This is a genomic window from Shewanella colwelliana ATCC 39565 (assembly GCF_000518705.1).
In the GTDB taxonomy this organism is placed as follows: domain Bacteria; phylum Pseudomonadota; class Gammaproteobacteria; order Enterobacterales; family Shewanellaceae; genus Shewanella; species Shewanella colwelliana.
The window spans coordinates 262,734-281,497 of sequence record NZ_JAEC01000004.1 but is presented as its reverse complement, the minus strand read 5'-3'; the positions used below and the strand labels follow the sequence as shown (position 1 = coordinate 281,497).

21 protein-coding genes are annotated in these 18,764 nt (G+C 45.5%); 10 read left to right on the top strand and 11 right to left on the bottom strand.

The window, feature by feature from the left end:
* Window positions 1–348 precede the first annotated feature (348 nt).
* Genes L876_RS0101270 through L876_RS0101250 form a run of 5 tightly spaced genes read left to right on the top strand, consistent with a single transcriptional unit; the run spans window position 349 to window position 4,406 of the window.
* Window positions 349–507, top strand: a complete 159-nt coding sequence (locus tag L876_RS0101270) for a periplasmic nitrate reductase, NapE protein (protein ID WP_028762122.1) — start codon at window positions 349–351, stop codon at window positions 505–507.
* Between the two features lie 41 nt (window positions 508–548).
* The gene (locus tag L876_RS0101265) at window positions 549–806 is read left to right on the top strand and encodes a chaperone NapD (RefSeq protein ID WP_028762121.1); all 258 of its coding nucleotides are present in this window, start codon (window positions 549–551) and stop codon (window positions 804–806) included.
* Window positions 807–808: 2 nt separating this feature from the next.
* Entirely contained in the window at window positions 809–3,298 is a 2,490-nt protein-coding gene (gene napA, locus L876_RS0101260) for a nitrate reductase catalytic subunit NapA (RefSeq protein ID WP_028762120.1), read from the top strand.
* 11 nt (window positions 3,299–3,309) lie between these two features.
* Window positions 3,310–3,798 (top strand): nitrate reductase cytochrome c-type subunit, encoded by a 489-nt coding sequence (locus L876_RS0101255; protein WP_028762119.1) that lies wholly within the window; start codon window positions 3,310–3,312, stop codon window positions 3,796–3,798.
* An 8-nt stretch (window positions 3,799–3,806) separates the two neighbouring features.
* Window positions 3,807–4,406, top strand: coding sequence for a cytochrome c3 family protein (locus L876_RS0101250; protein WP_028762118.1), 600 nt, complete (start codon window positions 3,807–3,809; stop codon window positions 4,404–4,406).
* A 76-nt stretch (window positions 4,407–4,482) separates the two neighbouring features.
* Here the strand turns inward: L876_RS0101250 and L876_RS0101245 are convergent, their stop codons facing one another.
* Window positions 4,483–5,772: an alpha/beta fold hydrolase gene (locus tag L876_RS0101245; RefSeq protein ID WP_028762117.1), complete on the bottom strand. Its 1,290-nt coding sequence runs from the start codon at window positions 5,770–5,772 to the stop codon at window positions 4,483–4,485.
* 161 nt (window positions 5,773–5,933) lie between these two features.
* On the opposite strand from L876_RS0101245, the gene L876_RS0101240 reads away from it, so the two are divergent.
* The 3 genes from L876_RS0101240 to L876_RS0101230 all read left to right on the top strand — a co-directional run bounded on the left by L876_RS0101240 (window position 5,934) and on the right by L876_RS0101230 (window position 8,894).
* On the top strand, window positions 5,934–6,578 hold the full coding sequence (locus L876_RS0101240) for an MBL fold metallo-hydrolase (protein WP_028762116.1): 645 nt from the start codon (window positions 5,934–5,936) through the stop codon (window positions 6,576–6,578).
* Between the two features lie 298 nt (window positions 6,579–6,876).
* Entirely contained in the window at window positions 6,877–7,371 is a 495-nt protein-coding gene (locus L876_RS0101235; protein ID WP_028762115.1) for a DUF1097 domain-containing protein, read from the top strand.
* A gap of 74 nt (window positions 7,372–7,445) precedes the next feature.
* Window positions 7,446–8,894, top strand: a complete 1,449-nt coding sequence (locus tag L876_RS0101230; RefSeq protein ID WP_028762114.1) for a methyl-accepting chemotaxis protein — start codon at window positions 7,446–7,448, stop codon at window positions 8,892–8,894.
* A gap of 81 nt (window positions 8,895–8,975) precedes the next feature.
* Here the strand turns inward: L876_RS0101230 and xthA are convergent, their stop codons facing one another.
* Genes xthA through L876_RS0101215 form a run of 3 tightly spaced genes read right to left on the bottom strand, consistent with a single transcriptional unit; the run spans window position 8,976 to window position 10,650 of the window.
* Window positions 8,976–9,782, bottom strand: coding sequence for an exodeoxyribonuclease III (gene xthA / locus L876_RS0101225; protein WP_028762113.1), 807 nt, complete (start codon window positions 9,780–9,782; stop codon window positions 8,976–8,978).
* 23 nt (window positions 9,783–9,805) lie between these two features.
* Complete coding sequence (locus L876_RS0101220) at window positions 9,806–10,105, bottom strand: YciI family protein (RefSeq protein WP_028762112.1); 300 nt, start codon at window positions 10,103–10,105, stop codon at window positions 9,806–9,808.
* Window positions 10,105–10,650: a septation protein A gene (locus L876_RS0101215; protein ID WP_028762111.1), complete on the bottom strand. Its 546-nt coding sequence runs from the start codon at window positions 10,648–10,650 to the stop codon at window positions 10,105–10,107. The genes L876_RS0101220 and L876_RS0101215 overlap by 1 nt, the downstream gene beginning before the upstream one ends.
* Window positions 10,651–10,952: 302 nt before the next feature.
* Between L876_RS0101215 and L876_RS0101210 the strand changes: the two genes are divergently transcribed.
* Window positions 10,953–12,137, top strand: a complete 1,185-nt coding sequence (locus tag L876_RS0101210) for an HD-GYP domain-containing protein (RefSeq protein WP_028762110.1) — start codon at window positions 10,953–10,955, stop codon at window positions 12,135–12,137.
* A 35-nt stretch (window positions 12,138–12,172) separates the two neighbouring features.
* On the opposite strand, the gene L876_RS0101205 is transcribed toward L876_RS0101210, so the two are convergent.
* From L876_RS0101205 to L876_RS0101185, 5 genes are all read right to left on the bottom strand, one after another.
* Window positions 12,173–12,688, bottom strand: coding sequence for a CIA30 family protein (locus L876_RS0101205; RefSeq protein ID WP_037427706.1), 516 nt, complete (start codon window positions 12,686–12,688; stop codon window positions 12,173–12,175).
* A 62-nt stretch (window positions 12,689–12,750) separates the two neighbouring features.
* On the bottom strand, window positions 12,751–13,356 hold the full coding sequence (locus tag L876_RS0101200; RefSeq protein WP_028762108.1) for an HAD family hydrolase: 606 nt from the start codon (window positions 13,354–13,356) through the stop codon (window positions 12,751–12,753).
* A 20-nt stretch (window positions 13,357–13,376) separates the two neighbouring features.
* Entirely contained in the window at window positions 13,377–13,628 is a 252-nt protein-coding gene (locus L876_RS0101195) for a DUF3081 family protein (RefSeq protein ID WP_028762107.1), read from the bottom strand.
* A gap of 11 nt (window positions 13,629–13,639) precedes the next feature.
* On the bottom strand, window positions 13,640–13,945 hold the full coding sequence (locus L876_RS20850) for a DUF6482 family protein (RefSeq protein ID WP_051412834.1): 306 nt from the start codon (window positions 13,943–13,945) through the stop codon (window positions 13,640–13,642).
* A gap of 52 nt (window positions 13,946–13,997) precedes the next feature.
* Window positions 13,998–14,354, bottom strand: coding sequence for a hypothetical protein (locus tag L876_RS0101185; protein WP_028762106.1), 357 nt, complete (start codon window positions 14,352–14,354; stop codon window positions 13,998–14,000).
* A gap of 218 nt (window positions 14,355–14,572) precedes the next feature.
* On the opposite strand from L876_RS0101185, the gene L876_RS0101180 reads away from it, so the two are divergent.
* Entirely contained in the window at window positions 14,573–16,645 is a 2,073-nt protein-coding gene (locus L876_RS0101180) for a S9 family peptidase (RefSeq protein WP_028762105.1), read from the top strand.
* 86 nt (window positions 16,646–16,731) lie between these two features.
* Here the strand turns inward: L876_RS0101180 and trpA are convergent, their stop codons facing one another.
* Window positions 16,732–17,535, bottom strand: a complete 804-nt coding sequence (trpA, locus tag L876_RS0101175; RefSeq protein WP_028762104.1) for a tryptophan synthase subunit alpha — start codon at window positions 17,533–17,535, stop codon at window positions 16,732–16,734.
* Window positions 17,528–18,727 carry a tryptophan synthase subunit beta gene (trpB, locus tag L876_RS0101170; protein ID WP_028762103.1) on the bottom strand — a complete coding sequence of 400 codons (1,200 nt, stop codon included), beginning with the start codon at window positions 18,725–18,727 and terminating at the stop codon, window positions 17,528–17,530. The genes trpA and trpB overlap by 8 nt, the downstream gene beginning before the upstream one ends.
* Window positions 18,728–18,764: the final 37 nt, after the last annotated feature.

Here is an 18,764-nt window from a genome sequence, read left to right as displayed (position 1 = left end):
CTAAGGGGATATTTTCAGGATTTAGATCACAGTTCTGCTTACAAATTGCACTATAACAGTCTATGTTTTAGAGGTTTATGAATAGCTAATGTATTCATTTTGCTGCTTTCTCAATCGAAAACGACGCTTACACAGGGTGATCTAGGTAGTATCAGCGATAAAAGGATGATCTGGATCAAGCGGGTGTAGCTTTTACCGATTTAGGGGTATACAGAATGTTAACAAATTATTGATACCATAGTGCGTAAGGAGATTGGCACTGTATAAGGCTGTCTTACTTAACAAAATTACGTTTGTGTAAGTGTTCTGCACCTAAGTGTAAAACCGACATGACCCGTTGGAGGATGCATGAGTTCCACATCAAATGAAGAAAAAAGCTTAGAGTTAAAAATATTTATCTTTCTAACCGTTTTTCTTGCTCCACTGCTGTCAGTGTTACTCGTGTCTGGGCTGGGATTTGCTATTTGGTTTGGCCAGATAGTGATGGGACCGCCAGGCGCAGGCTAAACCACTGCCATCTAATAAATAAAATAAAGAGTGATTTACAAATGAGCAAAGAACTTCACGTCACAAGCTTAGTGGTTCAGGTCAGGCCTGAACAAATGTCTAATGTTAGGCAGACCATTTTAACGATGGAGAACGCTGAGTTGTCAGTTAACGATGAGGTCAAGCTAGTCGTGGTGTTAGAGGGTGAGACTCAAAAAGGATTAATGGCAGATATCGAAGCGATTAACGGCATTGAGGGTGTACTGTCGGCGGCCATGGTTTATCACCAAAGTGAAGTGCTTGAAGAGGGTGAAAAATGAAGATGAATAGACGCGAATTTATGAAGGCTAATGCGGCATTAACTGCAGCTACCGCCGCTGGTTTGGCGCTACCGACTACGGCTAGCAACTTAATTACCAGTTCAGCAGAAACTAAACTTGAGTGGAACAAAGCACCATGCCGTTTTTGCGGTACTGGTTGTTCGGTCATTGTTGGTACCCGAGATGGCAAAGTCGTTGCCACCCACGGTGATGCAGAAAGTGAAGTTAACCGCGGTTTAAACTGCATTAAAGGTTACTTCTTATCTAAGATCATGTACGGCAAAGATAGGTTGCAAACACCTATGCTGCGTATGACTGACGGCAAGTACGACAAGCACGGCGATTTTACGCCTATCAGCTGGGATACTGCCTTCGATACCATGGCGCAAAAGTGGAAGGAAACCATTAAGAAAAAAGGTCCAACAGCCGTTGGTATGTTTGGCTCTGGCCAGTGGACCGTATGGGAAGGTTATGCGGCTTCGAAATTGATGAAGGCCGGTTTTGGTTCCAACAACATTGATCCTAACGCTCGTCACTGCATGGCATCGGCGGTAGGTGGCTTTATGCGTACCTTCGGTATCGATGAGCCCATGGGCTGTTACGATGACATGGAAGCGGCCGACGCATTTGTGCTGTGGGGCTCTAACATGGCAGAGATGCACCCGATCCTTTGGAGCCGAGTGACAGACCGCCGTTTAAGTGCGCCTCATGTCAATGTTGCTGTCTTGTCTACCTATGAACACAGATCCTTCGATCTGGCTGATCTGGGTATGATTTTTACACCAAATACCGATCTGGCGATGCTTAACTTTATCGCTAACTACATCATTCAAAATGACGCGGTAAATTGGGACTTTGTTAACAAGCACGTTAACTTCCGTAAGGGGGAAACCGATATCGGTTACGGCCTTCGTCCTACACACCCTCTACAGATGAAAGCTAAGAATGTTAAGACGGCGGGTAAATCTACGCCAATTGATTTTGAAGCATTTAAAGCATTTGTGGCTGACTATGATGTTAAGTCGGTCAGTAAACTTTCTGGTGTTCCTGAAGAAAAACTGATCGAATTGGCTAAGATGTATGCCGATCCGAACACTAAAGTGACGTCATTTTGGACCATGGGTGTCAATCAGCATACGCGTGGCGTGTGGTGTAATAACCTCATTTACAACATTCATCTTCTTACTGGCAAAATCTCGACGCCAGGTAACAGCCCGTTCTCATTAACGGGTCAGCCTTCTGCTTGTGGTACCGCACGTGAAGTGGGAACTTTCTCACACCGTTTACCTGCAGATATGGTTGTTGCAAATCCTAAGCATAGAGCGATTGCAGAGAAGATTTGGAAAATTCCAGATGGCATAATTCCGCCGAAACCTGGCTACCACGCTGTTGAGCAGAATCGCCGCCTAAAAGATGGTGATATCAACGCTTACTGGGTGCAGGTGAACAATAATATGCAGGCGGGTCCCAACATCAACGAAGAGGGACTACCTGGTTACCGTAACCCTGAAAACTTCATCGTTGTATCCGATGCTTATCCAACGGTGACCACACAAGCTGCTGACTTGATTTTACCTACTGCAATGTGGGTGGAAAAAGAGGGTGCTTACGGTAACGCTGAGCGCCGTACACAGTTCTGGCATCAAATGGTCAAAGCACCTGGTGAGTCTCGTTCTGATCTGTGGCAGTTGATGGAATTCTCAAAGCGTTTTACTACCGATGAAGTGTGGCCAAAAGATGTATTAGCGGCTAACCCTGAATTTAAAGGTAAGACACTATTTGAAGTGCTTTATCAAAATGGCAATGTAGATAAGTTCCCGCTTGAGCAAACCGATCCTAAGTTTATGAACGAAGAAGCTCAGCACTTTGGATATTATGTTCAAAAGGGCTTGTTTGAAGAGTATGCCACTTTTGGCCGTGGTCATGCCCATGATCTTGCGCCATTTGAAACCTATCATGAGGTTCACGGTCTGCGCTGGCCTGTGGTCAATGGTAAAGAGACTAAATGGCGTTTCCGGGAAGGTTCTGATCCTTACGTGAAACCAGGTAAAGGCTTTGAGTTCTACGGTAAGCCAGATGGCCGCGCAGTGATCTTCGCTCTACCCTATGAAGCGCCTCCAGAGTCTCCAGATGAAGAGTACGATATCTGGTTATCTACGGGTCGAGTGCTAGAGCATTGGCACTCAGGTTCTATGACCCAACGTGTACCTGAGCTTTATCGTGCTTTCCCTGATGCAGTCTGCTTTATGCATCCTGATGATGCGAAGAAGCGTGGCCTACGTCGTGGTGATGAAGTGAAAGTGATTTCACGTCGAGGTGAGATTAAGACGCGCGTTGAGACTCGTGGTCGTAATAAGCCTCCTGTTGGATTGGTGTTTGTACCTTGGTTTGATGCCAGCCAGCTCATTAATAAAGTTACCCTTGATGCGACAGATCCATTGTCTAAGCAAACAGACTTTAAGAAATGTGCGGTTAAAGTGGTTAAGGCGTAAGGAGAATCACCATGAAAACAGTAAAACTTGTGACATTAGCCGCGATGGTGAGTCTAACCGTTGGCGTGACATTCACAGCGCAATCAGCCAGTGTACCTGACGAAAAGATTGCCACTTTAAGAGAAACACCACTGAATGTTGAGCCAACACCGCCAGCGATGCAAAAGGTGAGAAACACCGATATAAAAGAGGTGCGTAACTACCCAATGCAGCCACCAGTGATTCCTCATAAGATTGATGGTTATCAAATCGATCTGAAGGTGAACAAGTGTATGTCATGTCATGCGCGTAAGCGTACGGGAGACTCTCAGGCGCCAATGGTGAGTGTGACCCACTATATGGATAGAGAAAATAATTTCTTGGCCGAGTTGTCGCCTAGACGTTATTTCTGTACTCAATGCCATGTGCCGCAGCTCGATGCTAAGTTGTTAGTTGAAAATGACTTTGTCGATATGGATCACTTGATCAATGCTGATACCAATACCAACAATAAGCACTAGGAGCTGACATGATAGCGAAACTACTATCTAGCCTGCAAAAGGTGTGGACAGTGTTAAGAAAGCCAAGCGTTCACTACAGCTTAGGGTTTCTGACGTTGGGTGGCTTTGTCGCTGGGGTAATTTTCTGGGGTGGGTTTAACACCGCGCTAGAGGCGACCAACCAAGAGGCCTTCTGTATCAGCTGCCATGAGATGGAAAATAATGTGTATGAGGAGCTAAAAACCACCATACACTTTACTAACCGAAGCGGCGTAAGAGCGACTTGTCCTGATTGTCACGTACCACATAACTGGACAGATAAAATCGCGCGTAAGATGCAAGCCTCGAAAGAGGTGTGGGGTAAAATATTTGGCACCATTAATACACGCGATAAGTTTGAAGCAAAGCGTCGAGAGTTAGCTGAGCATGAATGGACACGCTTAAAAGCGAATGATTCATTAGAGTGCCGTAACTGTCATAACTTTGATTACATGGACTTTACACGTCAATCTCCACGAGCGGCTAATATGCACTCCACATCATTAGCTAGCGGTGAAAAGACTTGTATCGACTGTCATAAAGGTATTGCTCACCACTTACCTGATATGAAAGGTGTCGAAGGTTTCTAGACGTTAATTTTTATCTCCACTAAAGCAAACGCCAGCAATCATCTCGCTGGCGTTTTTTTATGGTTTAGCAATGTAGCTATCTTAGCTGCTCGCCACGATTAAGGGCGATCAACTTGTCGAGAATATGCTCGCCATCCATGCGGATACCATTGTGCTCATATTCCGATGTTAACCAATAGGTTAAGTTACCCACCGATGCTGCAGTTTCGAGGCTATACTGCATCTCAACAAACATATCTTCGCTATAAATAGCCGCGGCCACTGGCACTTGGTTATCAATCAGCCTTTCTTGATCGTACAAGTTTGGCCAGTCTGTTTTTTCTGCTAGTAGGTGTGCGGCATGTTTAAGCGGTTTTAAGTTAGTAAACTGCTCAAAAAACCAGGGGTACACCATTTCGCCAGTGAATAAAAATGGCTTATCGGCCTCATAGTTAAATTCACTGTAGACACTGCGCACACGCTGTGCAGCCCAGTTCGACGCGTCTTTTTGACAATAGATGCTTTCGTGCAGCAGCGCGAAGATAGGGTTGGTGTTGTAATCTAATAGCTGACAAAAATGGGCCAAAAATAGAGGGTTGACTTGGGGACCCGCGGCGGTATCGATTAGAGCTTGTTCAAGTAAGTAATACACCGACTCTGGGCCCTGCTCCATGCCGATATTAATACCTAACAGTTGTAACATCTCAACAGTGAGCCGCTCGCCTGTGGCAATTCTGACATCATGGTGAGCAATATGCTCTGCTAATTGTTTTATTAGCGTTTGGGCGTCAGGAAAGCGGGTAAAGAAGTCTGCATTTTTGCTGAGTACACGGCGATAGGTCGCTTGATAGACTTGTTCGGCTGGACGACTTAATGAGGGAATACCACCTGTGATGTAGGCTTCACTTAACCCTTCAGGTGCATCGTTTAAATATTTAAGTACGCAAAACCCACCGAAGCTCTGCCCCAAAATACTCCACTTATCGCCATTGGCGATGGACTGACGAATGGCCTCTGCATCGCGAATGATATTATCAGCCCTAAAATGACTCAGGTAGGTAGCTTGCTGGGCAGAATCTAAATGGCTAAGCGAGGCGTGGCTGACAGGAGTCGAGAGTCCTGTGCCACGTTGGTCGAGCAGTAAAACCCTGAACTCTTTCAGGGCGCGTTTTATCCAGCCGTTATTGGCGGCCGGTCTGATCGCGCCAAATCCGGGTCCACCTTGAAAAAAGACTATAAAAGGTCGTGTACTGTCTTGTGGGCTTGTCCCTCTGAGTTCGCGGGCAAATACGGTGATCTGCTCACCATTGGGTTGGCTATAGTCTAGTGGGAGTGTGAAGGTGTGTTTGATGGCATGAATACCTGCCAGAATTTGCCGAGTGTGCATAATTACCCTGTATAAAATAGCATGGCCAGATAGGGGCAAATTGTATACAAAAAATATCGGTGCGGATAGCTTATCTCAGATCAATATTTTTGTAACAGATGTTAGTGAAAACACTCAGCTTAACGTAATCTATGGCTAGTCAGTAAAAGTGGAATGTAAAGATGAAGTATCAAATTGTGCCAGTCACGCCTTTTCAGCAAAACTGCAGTATTATTTGGTGTGAAAAAAGTAAGTTAGCTGCGGTTGTCGATCCCGGTGGCGATATTAATCGCATCGAGCAGCAACTCGAACATCATGGTTTGACACTGGAAAAGATTTTACTAACGCATGGTCATATTGATCATGTGGGTGGGGCTAAGGCATTGAGTGAATCGACAGGTGTGTCGATAATTGGCCCCCATAAAGATGATGAGTATTGGCTGTCGTCCCTGCCGGATCAGAGTAAACACTTTGGTTTTTTACCTGTAGAGGGATTTACGCCACATCAGTATCTTAATGCGGGTGATACCGTCTCGGTAGGTGAGCAAAGCCTACGGGTACTGCATTGTCCTGGACATACGCCTGGTCACATTGTCTTTTTTAGTGCTCAAGACAAGCTTGCCTGGGTAGGCGATGTTCTTTTTAAAGGCTCCATTGGTCGTACAGATTTTCCGATGTCCAACCATAATGACTTGATTGAATCTATCACCACAGTGCTTTGGCCATTGGGTCGTGATGTGACCTTTATTCCGGGTCACGGGCCTATTTCCAATTTTGGTGTTGAACGCGATCAAAACCCCTTCGTGGCTGATCAACTCTTTGGCTAAGCGCGATTAGCGTCTATTGCATATACGATGAATGCTTCGCCCCGCCATTAAGTGAAGGTACAGGGCGAAGCAATCGTATTTTGCCAGCGATAGCGCAAAAACAGCATCAATAATCTCGCCTTTTGTCACGATCTCTAGTGACAACCTCAAAATAATTTGTGTTTTTTTACTACAAATCACTCATATTTTGCAATTTAGTAACATCAGATCTGGTTTATTTGGCCTAGATCCTATTTTTGTTTATCAATTTGAAGTAATTTAACCAAAAATAATATTCCAATGTAATGAGGGGTCATACATGGAAAACCGTTGGCAGGTCGCTTTGTCGGCCGGCATTCTCGCTGCTATTTGGGCTGGGGTTGCCGATACATTTCACTTAGTCACTTGGATTGGCTTTCTTGCGTGCAGTACCTATTTCGCTCAACCTAAAGCAGGTTTTCAAGGCGTGTTGATGAGTTGGCTGACCAATTTGTCTGGCGTGTTTTGGGCTTGGGTGGTGATTTCTGGCAGTAGTTTTTTCGAGACACAACTGGTTGGCTATTTGCTAACGGGCATTGTCACCGCACTTATGTGTTTGCAAGCTAGCTATCACAAACTATCCTTTATTCCAGGGGCCTTTATTGGTTGCTGTATCACCTTCGCGATGGGGGGCGATATTATCAATATTATTCCGCCTTTATTGCTAGGGGCCTTATTAGGTTATAGCATGACACTATTAACTGAACAGCTGGTCTGTTTTACGCAAAAAACACTGCCTGCTATTAAGTTACGTATAGTTAAAGCATCCCAGTAGCGCAGTTAACAAGCCACCTGGTGGCACGTGTCAACGCGAATAGTCAAGCCAGATAAAATAATAAGTGAGTTTCCATGAAAGAGATTCAATTTAGAAAGATTGATGCCTTGATGATTAAACTAAGCCTAAATGGAAAGTTTTGGCTAGTTTGTTCTATGGTCGGTGTTATTACATTAGTCGTCGCCCTGTTTAATCTCAATCAAGTGTCTGAGCATGCCGGTCAAAGTTCGATGGCACGGGCACAAGCCGCCCTTGACAGCTATGCTAATGTTGCCGAGCAACAAAGTTTAACTGGGACTGCATTGTCTCAGTTTGCGCAGCGACATGGTTTGCAATTGGGGTCACGTGAAAACAGATCTCGCCAAGGTGATAATGTGACTGTTAGCGCTGCGGTTAATGGTCAGTATTTACAATCGACGGTGAACGTTGCGTCATGGGAGCAGGGGGCAAAAAGTAACGGTCAATGGATGTTCTGGGTAGCGCTGTTGTCACTCTATCCCTTATGTCAGTTAAGTTATTGGATTTCAACCTCATTGGGTGGCGGGTTATGGGATATGTATATCGCTATCAAACGCCTTGCTGACGGTGATCTCTCTTTCAGACTCAACTTTTTTGGTACCGATGACTTTAGTATGATCGCTCGTGAAATAGACCGCAGTGCGGATAATATGAGTGAGATGGTGACGGCTATTGGAAAAAATGCTGCCACCTTATCTCATGCATCGGACGAGTTTAATCAACAAGCGAAGCAGAATGATGAGTTAGCACATTTTCAGCATCAGTTTCTCGATACTGTCGCAGTGGCGATGGATCAGATGACTGCTGCGATTGAGGAGGTATCTCATAACGCGGCTAATACCTCTGAGCATACCAAACAAAATTCAACGGCAGCGGCAGACAGTAAAGTACGTATCGCCGAAGCGGTTAACCGTATTGCTCAATTAACCACTCAGATTGGCGCGGCCTCAAGTTCGGTGGACCAGTTATCGGGTAATGCGAATGAAATCGGGGCGGTGGTTACCACCATTAATGGTATCTCTGAACAGACCAACCTGCTGGCACTTAATGCTGCGATAGAAGCGGCGAGGGCAGGCGAGCAAGGTCGCGGCTTTGCTGTGGTTGCAGATGAAGTCAGAACGCTAGCGGGACGGACTCAGCAAGCGACGGTCGAGATCCAGTCTATGATTGAGGGACTACAAACTGGGTCGACACAACTGTCGAATATCACTCATCAGATTGTTGAACAAGCAGAGCTCGGGCGTGGTGCGATAGAAACCGTTGGTAGCGATGTGGATACCATGGCCGATTCCATTAATCATGTATTTGATATGAGTTCACAAATAGCGGCGTCTGCAGAGGAGCAAAGTGTGTCAGCAAGAGATATCGCCGCCCAGCTCAATGATATCCGTGATCAGTCGCAGACGATTAAGGATACAGCAGAGCGTTCGGTAGGTTTGGCCGCAGAGCTGAAAGTCTCCTCGACAGAACTAGAGTCAATTTTGACTCAATATCGACTTAGCTAATTAAAATATCGTCTGCAGAGAGTGTGATAGGTCGAATATAATAAAGGTTCAATAGCTTAAGCTATTGAACCTTTTTAATGGCTATTTGAACGTGCTCCAAATAGGCGCGTGATCCGATGGCTTTTCAATGCCTCGTAGATCATAGTCGACATCCGACTCGATTAAACGCGCGGCCAATGAAGGGGTCGCTAGGACCACGTCAATACGTAGTCCACGGTTATCGTCAAACCCTTTACTACGATAGTCAAACCATGAATAACGCTCGCTGCGGTCAGGATACAGCTGACGGAAAGTGTCGATTAAGCCCCAATCTAATAAGGTCTTTAGCCACTCTCGTTCCTCTGGTTGAAAACTGCATTTACCGGTTTTTAACCAACGCTTAGCGTTTGGTTCACCAATGCCTATATCAAGATCAACGGGCGAGATATTGATATCACCAATGATGGCGATATCTTCATCGCGAGTATGGTACTCGTTTAGGTACATCATCAGATCTTGATAAAATTTACGTTTTGCGGGGTACTTGGTCTCATGAGCAATATTTTCACCCTGAGGAAAGTAACCATTGAGCACGGTCAGTGGACGGCCATTTTCTTGCGTAAATGTGCCCATGATCATCCGTCGCTGTGCGTCATCAAGGTCCGTAGGAAAGCCTTTTTGTATCTTAGTGGGCGCCATTTTTGACAGCATTGCAACACCGTAATGGGCCTTTCCGCCGTGAAAGTGGACCTGATACCCCATCGCTTCAACATCGGCTAAAGGGAATGCTTCATCGTGTACCTTGGTTTCTTGCAGGCCGATAATGTCTGGTGAGTGGCTATCGATTAAGGCTTGCAACTGATGTAGTCGAGCTCTTAATCCATTGATATTAAAAGATACAATTTTCAAAACATCATTCCTTGGTGTTTAGATTATGGCAAAACACGTTTAAATGGCTTAACAATAACGCTTTCATAAACGCCAGCGGCAATATAAGGGTCTTGGTCAGCCCAAGCTTGCGCCGCGGTTAATGAGTCAAAATCCGCCACCACGAGCGAACCGGTAAAACCGGCGTCACCTGGGTTGTCACTGTCGACGGCAGGATGTGGGCCTGCGACCAATAAACGGCCTTCATCCGATAGGGTTTGCAAGCGAGCTAAATGATCTGGACGAGCAGCCATACGCTTTTCTAAACTATTTTCAACATCTTGAGACGAAATCATGTACCACATTATTTGAGTTCCTTTTTATGTTCTTCAGGCATGTGTTTGTAAAGATACATTACGGTGATCACAGTATTGGCTAAGGTGAGGGCGGTAAGCCCAAAGACTTTAAAATTCACCCAAGTTTCCTGCGAGAGACTGAATGCGACGTAGATATTGATTAGGCCACATGAGAGGAAAAACAGCACCCAGTACCAAGTCACTCGCGCCCATATTCTATCGGCAACCACAAGCTCTTTACCTAGCATCCCTTTTAAGATCGGCTTATTGATCCATTGGCTGACCGCCAGTGCGATGGCAAACATGGCATAGACGACAGTGACTTTCCATTTGATGAATGCATCGTCATGGAAAATAAGCGTTAGCGTACCGAAAAAGCTGACCATGGCAAATGTGATCAGGTGCATTTTTTCGATCTTTTTGTATAACAGATAGGTGATAATAAGTTGTAGCGCAGTCGCGGCGATAAGTGCCCCACTAGCGACATAAATATCAAAGAATTTATACACAGCGAAAAAGATGACTAAAGGCAAAAAGTCGAGCAGTTGTTTCATAGTAACTCTTAGGTAAATTAAAAATAAAACTGGGTGTGAGTGTAGCATGCTTAGAATACGCAGCAAAAGTTTAGGGTCCCAATCCACAAGCCACTGCATAAAAATAATTCGCTATTTACATCTCGCTAACGGTGGGACTTTCAATGTTGCAACAGTAGCTTATTCTCTTTGCGAACACATAGATATTTTTGATAAACGTCCTATAAAATGAATGCTTTAATTTACCTTAGAATAGGTTTGGTGATAGTTTATAGAGATTCGCAATAAGTTATCCTTTCGGTAACAGACATGGATCGTAAAATATGATTGTTGAGCGCGACATTTCACAATTGAGTGTTGGAATGTATATCGTCGATATCAGTTTTCCTAAAGACAGGTTTAGGTTGTCATCTCAAGGCTGGGTAGAAGATGAGCGGATCATTAATGCTCTGAAAGCGAAAGGTGTTGAAAGGCTGTTGATTGATAAGGCTAAATCACGTCAGGTAGGTAAGTCAGTCACGCGCCCAGAGAAACGCCAGTCACCCCCTCCCAACTCACGATTTTTCTCCAGTGAACTGGTTAAAGCCAAACAAGTATTTGAAGAGTCTAAGTCGATACAGCAAAAAATCTTCCATGATGCCAAAAACGGTGTGCCACTAAATTTGGCACCGGTAAAGGCGGTAACAGAGCAGTCTATTGACCTGATTTTTGATAATCCTGATGCATTGGCCTGTGTGCTTAATATCCGCCATAAAGATCAGTACCTGCTAGAGCACTCGGTTGCAGTGTCTGTGTTGATGAGTATTTTTGCTTTCTACTTGAAGATAGATAAAGAGATTGTGCATCATTTAGCCATTGGCGCATTTTTGCATGATGTGGGCAAAATCATGATCCCAGAGCATATTCTCAATAAGCCGGGAAAACTGACTGATGATGAGTTTGCGATAATGAAAACCCACGCCACGTACTCTATTCGTACTATTAAAAATACACCCAATATCAGTTCATTAAGCCTTGAAGTTGCACGTCTACATCATGAAAAACTCAATGGTAAGGGCTATCCAAATGGATTACCGGAACGGGAGATATCGACCTATGGTCGCATGATTGCGATTTGCGATATTTTTGATGCGTTGACCTCTACGCGCTGTTATAAGTCGGGGTATCCGCAAGTAAAAGCTTTTAGCATTCTAAGGGTGCTGGCTAAAAATAATGAGCTGGATGTGCAATTGGTTGATCACTTTATTAAATGTATGGGGGTTTATCCTGTTGGTTCTGTGGTGCAGTTAGAGTCAAACCGTTTAGCAATTGTTGAACGTCATAATACCGAAGATCCAATAAGGCCGACGGTGAGGCCTTTTTACGTGCTAAATCCGGATCACTTTGAGGCTTGTCATCATATTGACCTTGCTACCGCTGCTGACGATTTGATTGTAAAGTGCGTGAGAGCGGATGATTTCAATCTCAACATGGATGAAATTATCGAATTTCTTTCTCATCAAGGTTAACTGACTTGTCATCAAACACAGCCACTTAGGCTTAATTATTCGAGATACCAGTTTATTGCTTTGACGGTTAATTGAAACTCACCGGCCTGTTTGTCAGCGATGAGAAAACCGATAGTAACCAGATCGTTCCATTGGGGTTTTGGGTTTTGCGGGAATGTTCGTCCCCGAAAAGATTCGATAAAGTCGTTAGCACTAAAGGTCAGCTGTTGGGGGGTATCCGCCTGGGTCTCAAAATCAGCTTTGAAGGTTGTGCCGGCCTGATTTCTGAGCCTGAGTTGATAGGTGCGGCCATCACCTATGATGTCGATGTTAATTCTCCAACGGTTATTATATTCTGCAGGCAAGGTTTTGCTGATCTGTACGCTTCTGTTGACCGATGCAAATCCACCATTGTTTTCGAGGGACACGACACCACTAAAGCGCCCGCTATCGTGTTCAACCTTAAAATCGCTGTGTGAACGTCCACCCATGACACCGTCATTAACGATAGTCCAAGTGGCTTCCTTGTCACTAAAATCTACGAGTCGGGATTCAACCTTAGGTGTTGTCATGCTGGCCTCATTAGCAAAAGCATTTATTGATGTCATCGTTGCACACAGTGCTAGCAGCAGTATTAGGCGCATAGTGGTAAAAGAGGCATAGATTTAAGCATATGCATAGGGTCTGTGAAGCAATATGCTGCTTGGGCTTCGTAGGGCTTTTTCTGGCCAAAAGTCAGCAGCACCGACTGCATACCTGCGCGGTTAGCTGCTTGGACATCGTAAAGGTGGTCACCGATGTAGGCGAGTTTATCTGGCGCAATTCCCCAAGTGTGACTGATGTGTGTTAAGCTGCTCGGATTGGGTTTTGCGGGGCCATCGCCTCGTGTCAACACCAGTTCAATGGGGAGTTGGGTTTGTTCAATTTTACACTGGGCTGCCAGCTGACTGTTACGGGTTACTATGGCCATGGGAACTTGTTGAAGTAGCAAAAAGTCCAGTAACGCTAAGGTCCCATGCAGTGTCGTGCACTGCTGCGCATCGTCAAGCTCTGCCGCGACGACAATCTGCTCGGCCTGATGCCGCTGCGGGCCGCTTAACTGCTCCATAAAAGCCAGAATATCTTCATCTAGAGGGCAGTTGATGCTGGCCTTGAGTGCAGTAAAGTCCAGTGACGAACTGACTAAGGTGCCATCTAAGTCAAAAATGAAGCCTTCGAACATCTGTTTCATATGTTGCATCTTAAATCCTCAATCCTCGACTAATGTGCTAACTTATCGAGCTGCCTGATGAAACGCTTAAGCTTATCTCTACTGTCATATTCAAGCAGAAACTTGCCATGAAATAACAAGGTCAGCGTCACGCCCCCTGATTGCATGTAACAAGTATAGCCATCGAAATCTGCCCACACTTCAACATCGTTAAATTGATAACCTCTTGCGGTCTTTTCACCACAGTGGGTGACTCTACTGTATGCCAAAAGGGCTTTGGTAAATTTTATCTGAGTTTCCATAGTGGTTAGGTTTAGAACCGTATTTCAATGGATGACTTGTCGGCAATTTGAGGTTCTATGCCAATCATCTCATCATAGGCCGAACACAGTTCAAAGTGGGCATGAGTCAATCCCATCTGTTTGAGTTGGGTTTTGGCTTGGTCTAAAGAAAAATATAACAAGGGGCGTTTGTTTGGGGCGGTTAGCTGATAGAAATTGCCAAGCTCATCTTCACCGCCAACTAAATAGTGAGTCGCATCGGCTGTGTTAATAATTGTTGGTGCCAGTGTTTGTGCATCAAAACGTTCGATTAGCTCTTGCTGCGTCATCTTAATCATCCTCATCCCTTTTTGATTTGAGTCAGAGATACGCTAGCGCGCGACAGAAAGATCACTCAAATAGAAAACGTTTTAGGGCAACGATTTTAATCTCTTTGATGATTAACACAGCTATATTGATCGTGGCTGCCGCGAATAGTAGCCATGTTTGCTCAGGATTTAGGATGGCCATAATGACGAAGAACAATACGGTAACCCATTGTTGCCATTGGCGCTCTTTGATCACAATGCGATTGTTGGCCAAGTCTCGTTCAATACTGAATTTTCCGAGCCCATAAGACAGCTGAAAATGAATTGCCTTGATGTTGTTGCTTTGGTCGTACTTTGCATCGTAGGGCGTATGTTCGATGCCATTTTTGCTGCGGTAGTCTTGCAGCCGGGTTAACACCTTTGTTAAAAAATGCTCCATGCTTACCTCTTTCCTTAGATGACGCGGCTGGCAACTTGTTAGAAGGATACAATATAAGCTTTTTGACGCTTACCGCGAGCCCAATACTACCTGCACCATGACTTAATGCCAATAAATTGTTAGGCACTGTTTTAGTTTTGTATCCAATGAACCTATAATGTTGCCCAGATCAAGATAACAATAACAAGATAACTAACAGATTGGAGTCTAAAGCAAATATGAAAAGACCGTTACAAGCTGTAAAGCATGCCATCGCCTTGTCGTTTGGTGTACTCAGTCTTAATGCAGCGGCTGGAGATCTACTCACGGCCGAGGAACTGATTGGGTTGCAACAGGTGGCGCAAGCTCAGGTAAGCCCATCAGGAGACAATGTCGCTTTTACTCGCTATGTGCCTCGTGAACTCTATAAAGAGAAGAATGGCTTACATTGGGCTGAGCTGTATATCGTTGACGACAAAGGTATTGAACGCCCCTATGTTACAGGCGAAGTGACCATTAAAAATATTCATTGGTCAATGGATGGCACCTTGGTGTATTTCCTCGCAAAGATGGGTGATGACAAACATACAGCGTTATATCAGATCCCTTTTAATGGGGGGCAGGCACAGAAAACCTTCGAATTAAAAGAGACCGATATCGCCAGCTATGCACTCAGTCATGATGGTAAACAAATTGCGCTGATTGCAAAACCTGCTAAAGACAAAAGTGTTAAGGAGCTAAAAGAGCTTGGTTTTATGGCCGAGGTTTATGAGCAGGGACTGACTAACAAACAGCTGTTTGTCGTCGATTTGACTGTCAATGACAAGCCGCTTACACCTGTTGCTTGGGCGATTGAGGATTATGTTTCAGCGGTACAGTGGTCGGCAAATGATGAGCAACTGCTTGTTAAAACCCAACCTTCAGCGTTGATTGACGATCAGTACATGAAGTCGCAGTGGCATATTGTTAATGTGGACAAGCAGCAGGTTGTGACCTCATTTATGACTGAAGGTAAGCTTGGCGCTGCTGAGTTTTCCCATGATGGGAAATATGTCGCCATTTTAGGCGCACAAGATAAGCACGATCCCGCGACTGGTCGACTTTACCTTGCTGACAGCCAAAGCGGTAAGATCAAAGAATGGTTACCTAATCATTTAGGCCACGTGAGCGATATAGAGTGGAAAAAGCGCAGCAATGAGCTTTATTTCATTAGTAATATCGATACGGATTCAGTGATTGGATTGATTAAACCGGGTAGCAGCAAGTTCAAAGAGGTTGTTAAACCGGGTAAATTTATCGCTTCACAGCTTAGTATCTCTGATTCAGATAAGAGTATTGCCCTGCGTGCTAACACTGCTAAACATCCGAATGAAGTGTATTTCCTTCGAGGTGCCAAGCATAAGGCAAACCGTCTAAGTAACTCCAACCCATGGCTAGACGATAAGCGTTTCGCTAAACAGGAATCTATCACCTTCAAGGCGAAAGATGGCGTTGAGATTGGTGGTGTGTTGATCTATCCCCTCGACTACAAAAAGGGGGAGCGCTACCCGTTGATCATGTCGGTCCATGGCGGCCCAGAGAGCCATGATAAAGATGGTTGGTTGACTAACTACTCTCGTCCAGGTCAATTAGCGGCGAGTCAAGGTTATGCGGTTTTTTACCCTAATTACCGTGGTAGTACGGGTAAAGGCGTTGACTATTCTAAGCTTGGACAAAATGATTATGCTGGCAAGGAGTTCGACGATCTGGTCGAGTTTAAAGATCACCTTGTTAATATGGGGCTAGTGGACAGTAAAAAAGTAGGTATCACGGGTGGTTCATACGGCGGCTATGCTTCAGCATGGGCGGCGACTAAGCTGACAAAACATTTTGCTGCGAGCGTGATGTTTGTTGGTGTGACCAATCAGCTGTCTAAATTTGGTACGACGGATATCTCGAATGAGATGCACTTAGTGCATGCACGCTCTTATCCTTGGGATAAGTGGCAGTGGTATTTAGAGCGCAGCCCAATTTATTGGGCGGGCCAATCTGAAACCCCATTGCTGATCATGCATGGTAAGGATGATCCTCGTGTACATCCTGCTCAATCGATGGAGCTTTATCGTTATATGAAGGTGCAGGGTAAGGACGTGCGCTTAGTTTATTACCCTGGTGAAGGACATGGTAACCGTAAAGCAGCTGCGCAATACGATTACAATCTTCGTTTAATGCGCTGGATGGATCACTATTTGAAAAATGATGGCAAAGCAATGCCACCGTTTGAGATAGACCATAAGGCTATGCTCGATACAGCGAAGCAAGAAACTGAATAGTCATTATGCTAATGGGTACTAGATAATAAAAACGCCTGATAGTTAATCAGGCGTTTTTTTATGGCACTCAAAGTGGCGATATTAGCCTAAGTGGCGGCTTTCATATTGCGGGTAAATTCTCCCAGCGCACTAAGGAGTGCGGCTTCGTTATCACGATTGGCTTCAATTATCTTAACCACAGCCGATCCTGAAATGGCTCCTGCTGCGCCCGCGTCGATCGCGGCCTTCACTTGCGCTGGCTCTGCGATACCAAAACCCAATAGTGGTGGTGCACCGTTGAACTCTTTCAAGCGGGTTAAAATCTCATCAATTGGCCTGCCTGCTTTCGACTCTGTCCCCGTGACACCTGCACGCGACAGAAGATAGGTGTAGCCTTCACCTTTCTCACTGACTAACTGCAAGGTTTCACGGTTAGCATTAGGCGGGGCGATAAAGATTGGCGCAATACCGTGTGCTTTGGCTGAGTCGATAAAAGGCGCCGCTTCTTCCACTGGCACATCAGCAATGAGTACTGAATCGACCCCTGCAGCCTTGGCTTTGGCATAAAAGGCATCGATACCGTTGGCAAAGACTAAGTTGGCGTAAAGCAGCAGCCCGACAGGAAGATCGGGGTATTTAGCACGGATACTGCTAAGCATCTCAAAGCAATGACTCGGCGTGGTCCCTGCGTCTAGTGCACGTAAGTTTGCCCCTTGGATCACGGGACCATCGGCAAGCGGATCTGAAAAGGGGAACCCTAGCTCTAGCGCATCGGCACCGTTTTCAACTAAGGTATCGATGATCTTTAGCGATAACTCAGGGCTGGGGTCGCCAAGCGTGACAAAAGGCACAAAAGCGCCTTGGCCTTTCGCTTTTAATGCGCTAAATGCTACTTGATAACGGTTACTCATTACCGCTCTCCTTGTTCTTATTTTCTAATATGTCCGCCACGGTAAAGATATCTTTATCACCGCGACCAGAGAGATTGACCACCAATAAGGTCTCTTCTGTGGCTGCTTTGGCAAGCTTGATGGCATAAGCTAGCGCGTGGGCGGATTCTAGGGCTGGAATAATCCCTTCGCTACGGGCTAATAACTGGAAAGCTTCGAGCGCTTCATCATCGGTTGCCGATTCATAAGTGGCGCGGCCGGTGGCTGCAAGGTGAGCATGTTGTGGGCCGACAGAGGGAAAGTCAAGGCCTGCCGAGATGGAGTAAGACTCTTCAATCTGTCCCTCTTTGTCTTGCATCAAGGGGGCTTTCATGCCGAAAAATATACCGGTTTTGCCATGCTTAAGCGGTGCGCCATGCATCGGGGTATCAATACCTAACCCAGCGGGCTCGACACCAATAAGTTTGACACTGGCTTCGTCAATAAAGTCGGCAAACATACCTATGGCGTTTGAACCGCCGCCAACACAGGCGATAACCGCGTCTGGCAGGCGACCTTCACGTGCAAGTATCTGTTGTTTTGTCTCTTCGCCAATCATGCGCTGAAACTCACGCACTATGGTTGGAAAAGGGTGTGGCCCTGCAGCGGTGCCAAGTAGGTAATGCGCTTTATCGTAGCTGCCAGACCAGTCGCGCATCGCTTCATTACAAGCATCTTTTAGTGTCGATGAACCAGAGGTTACCGGAATGACTTCGGCGCCCATCAGTTTCATTCTGAACACGTTTGGCGATTGACGTTCAACGTCTTTAGCGCCCATATAAACTTTGCACTTTAAATCGAGCAATGCACAGGCTAGGGCCGTGGCTACACCGTGTTGCCCAGCTCCGGTTTCAGCTATGATCTCTTTTTTACCCATGCGCTTAGCGAGTAACGCTTGGCCGAGCACTTGGTTGGTCTTATGGGCGCCACCGTGCAACAGATCTTCACGTTTAAGGTAGATCTTAACCAAAGGGTTCGGGCTTAAGTTACGGGTGAGTGTCAACGCTGTTGGGCGGCCAGCATAGTTCTTCAGTAGGTCGCTAAACTCTGCCAGAAACGCCTCGTCTTGCTGGGCATCGACAAAAGCTGCTTCAAGTTGTTTTAGCGCTGGCATCAATATCTGCGGCACGTACATGCCACCATATTCACCAAAGTAGGGATCAAGCTTAGTCATTGGTAGTTCCTTAAATTAAAATTCAATTTGGTGTCAT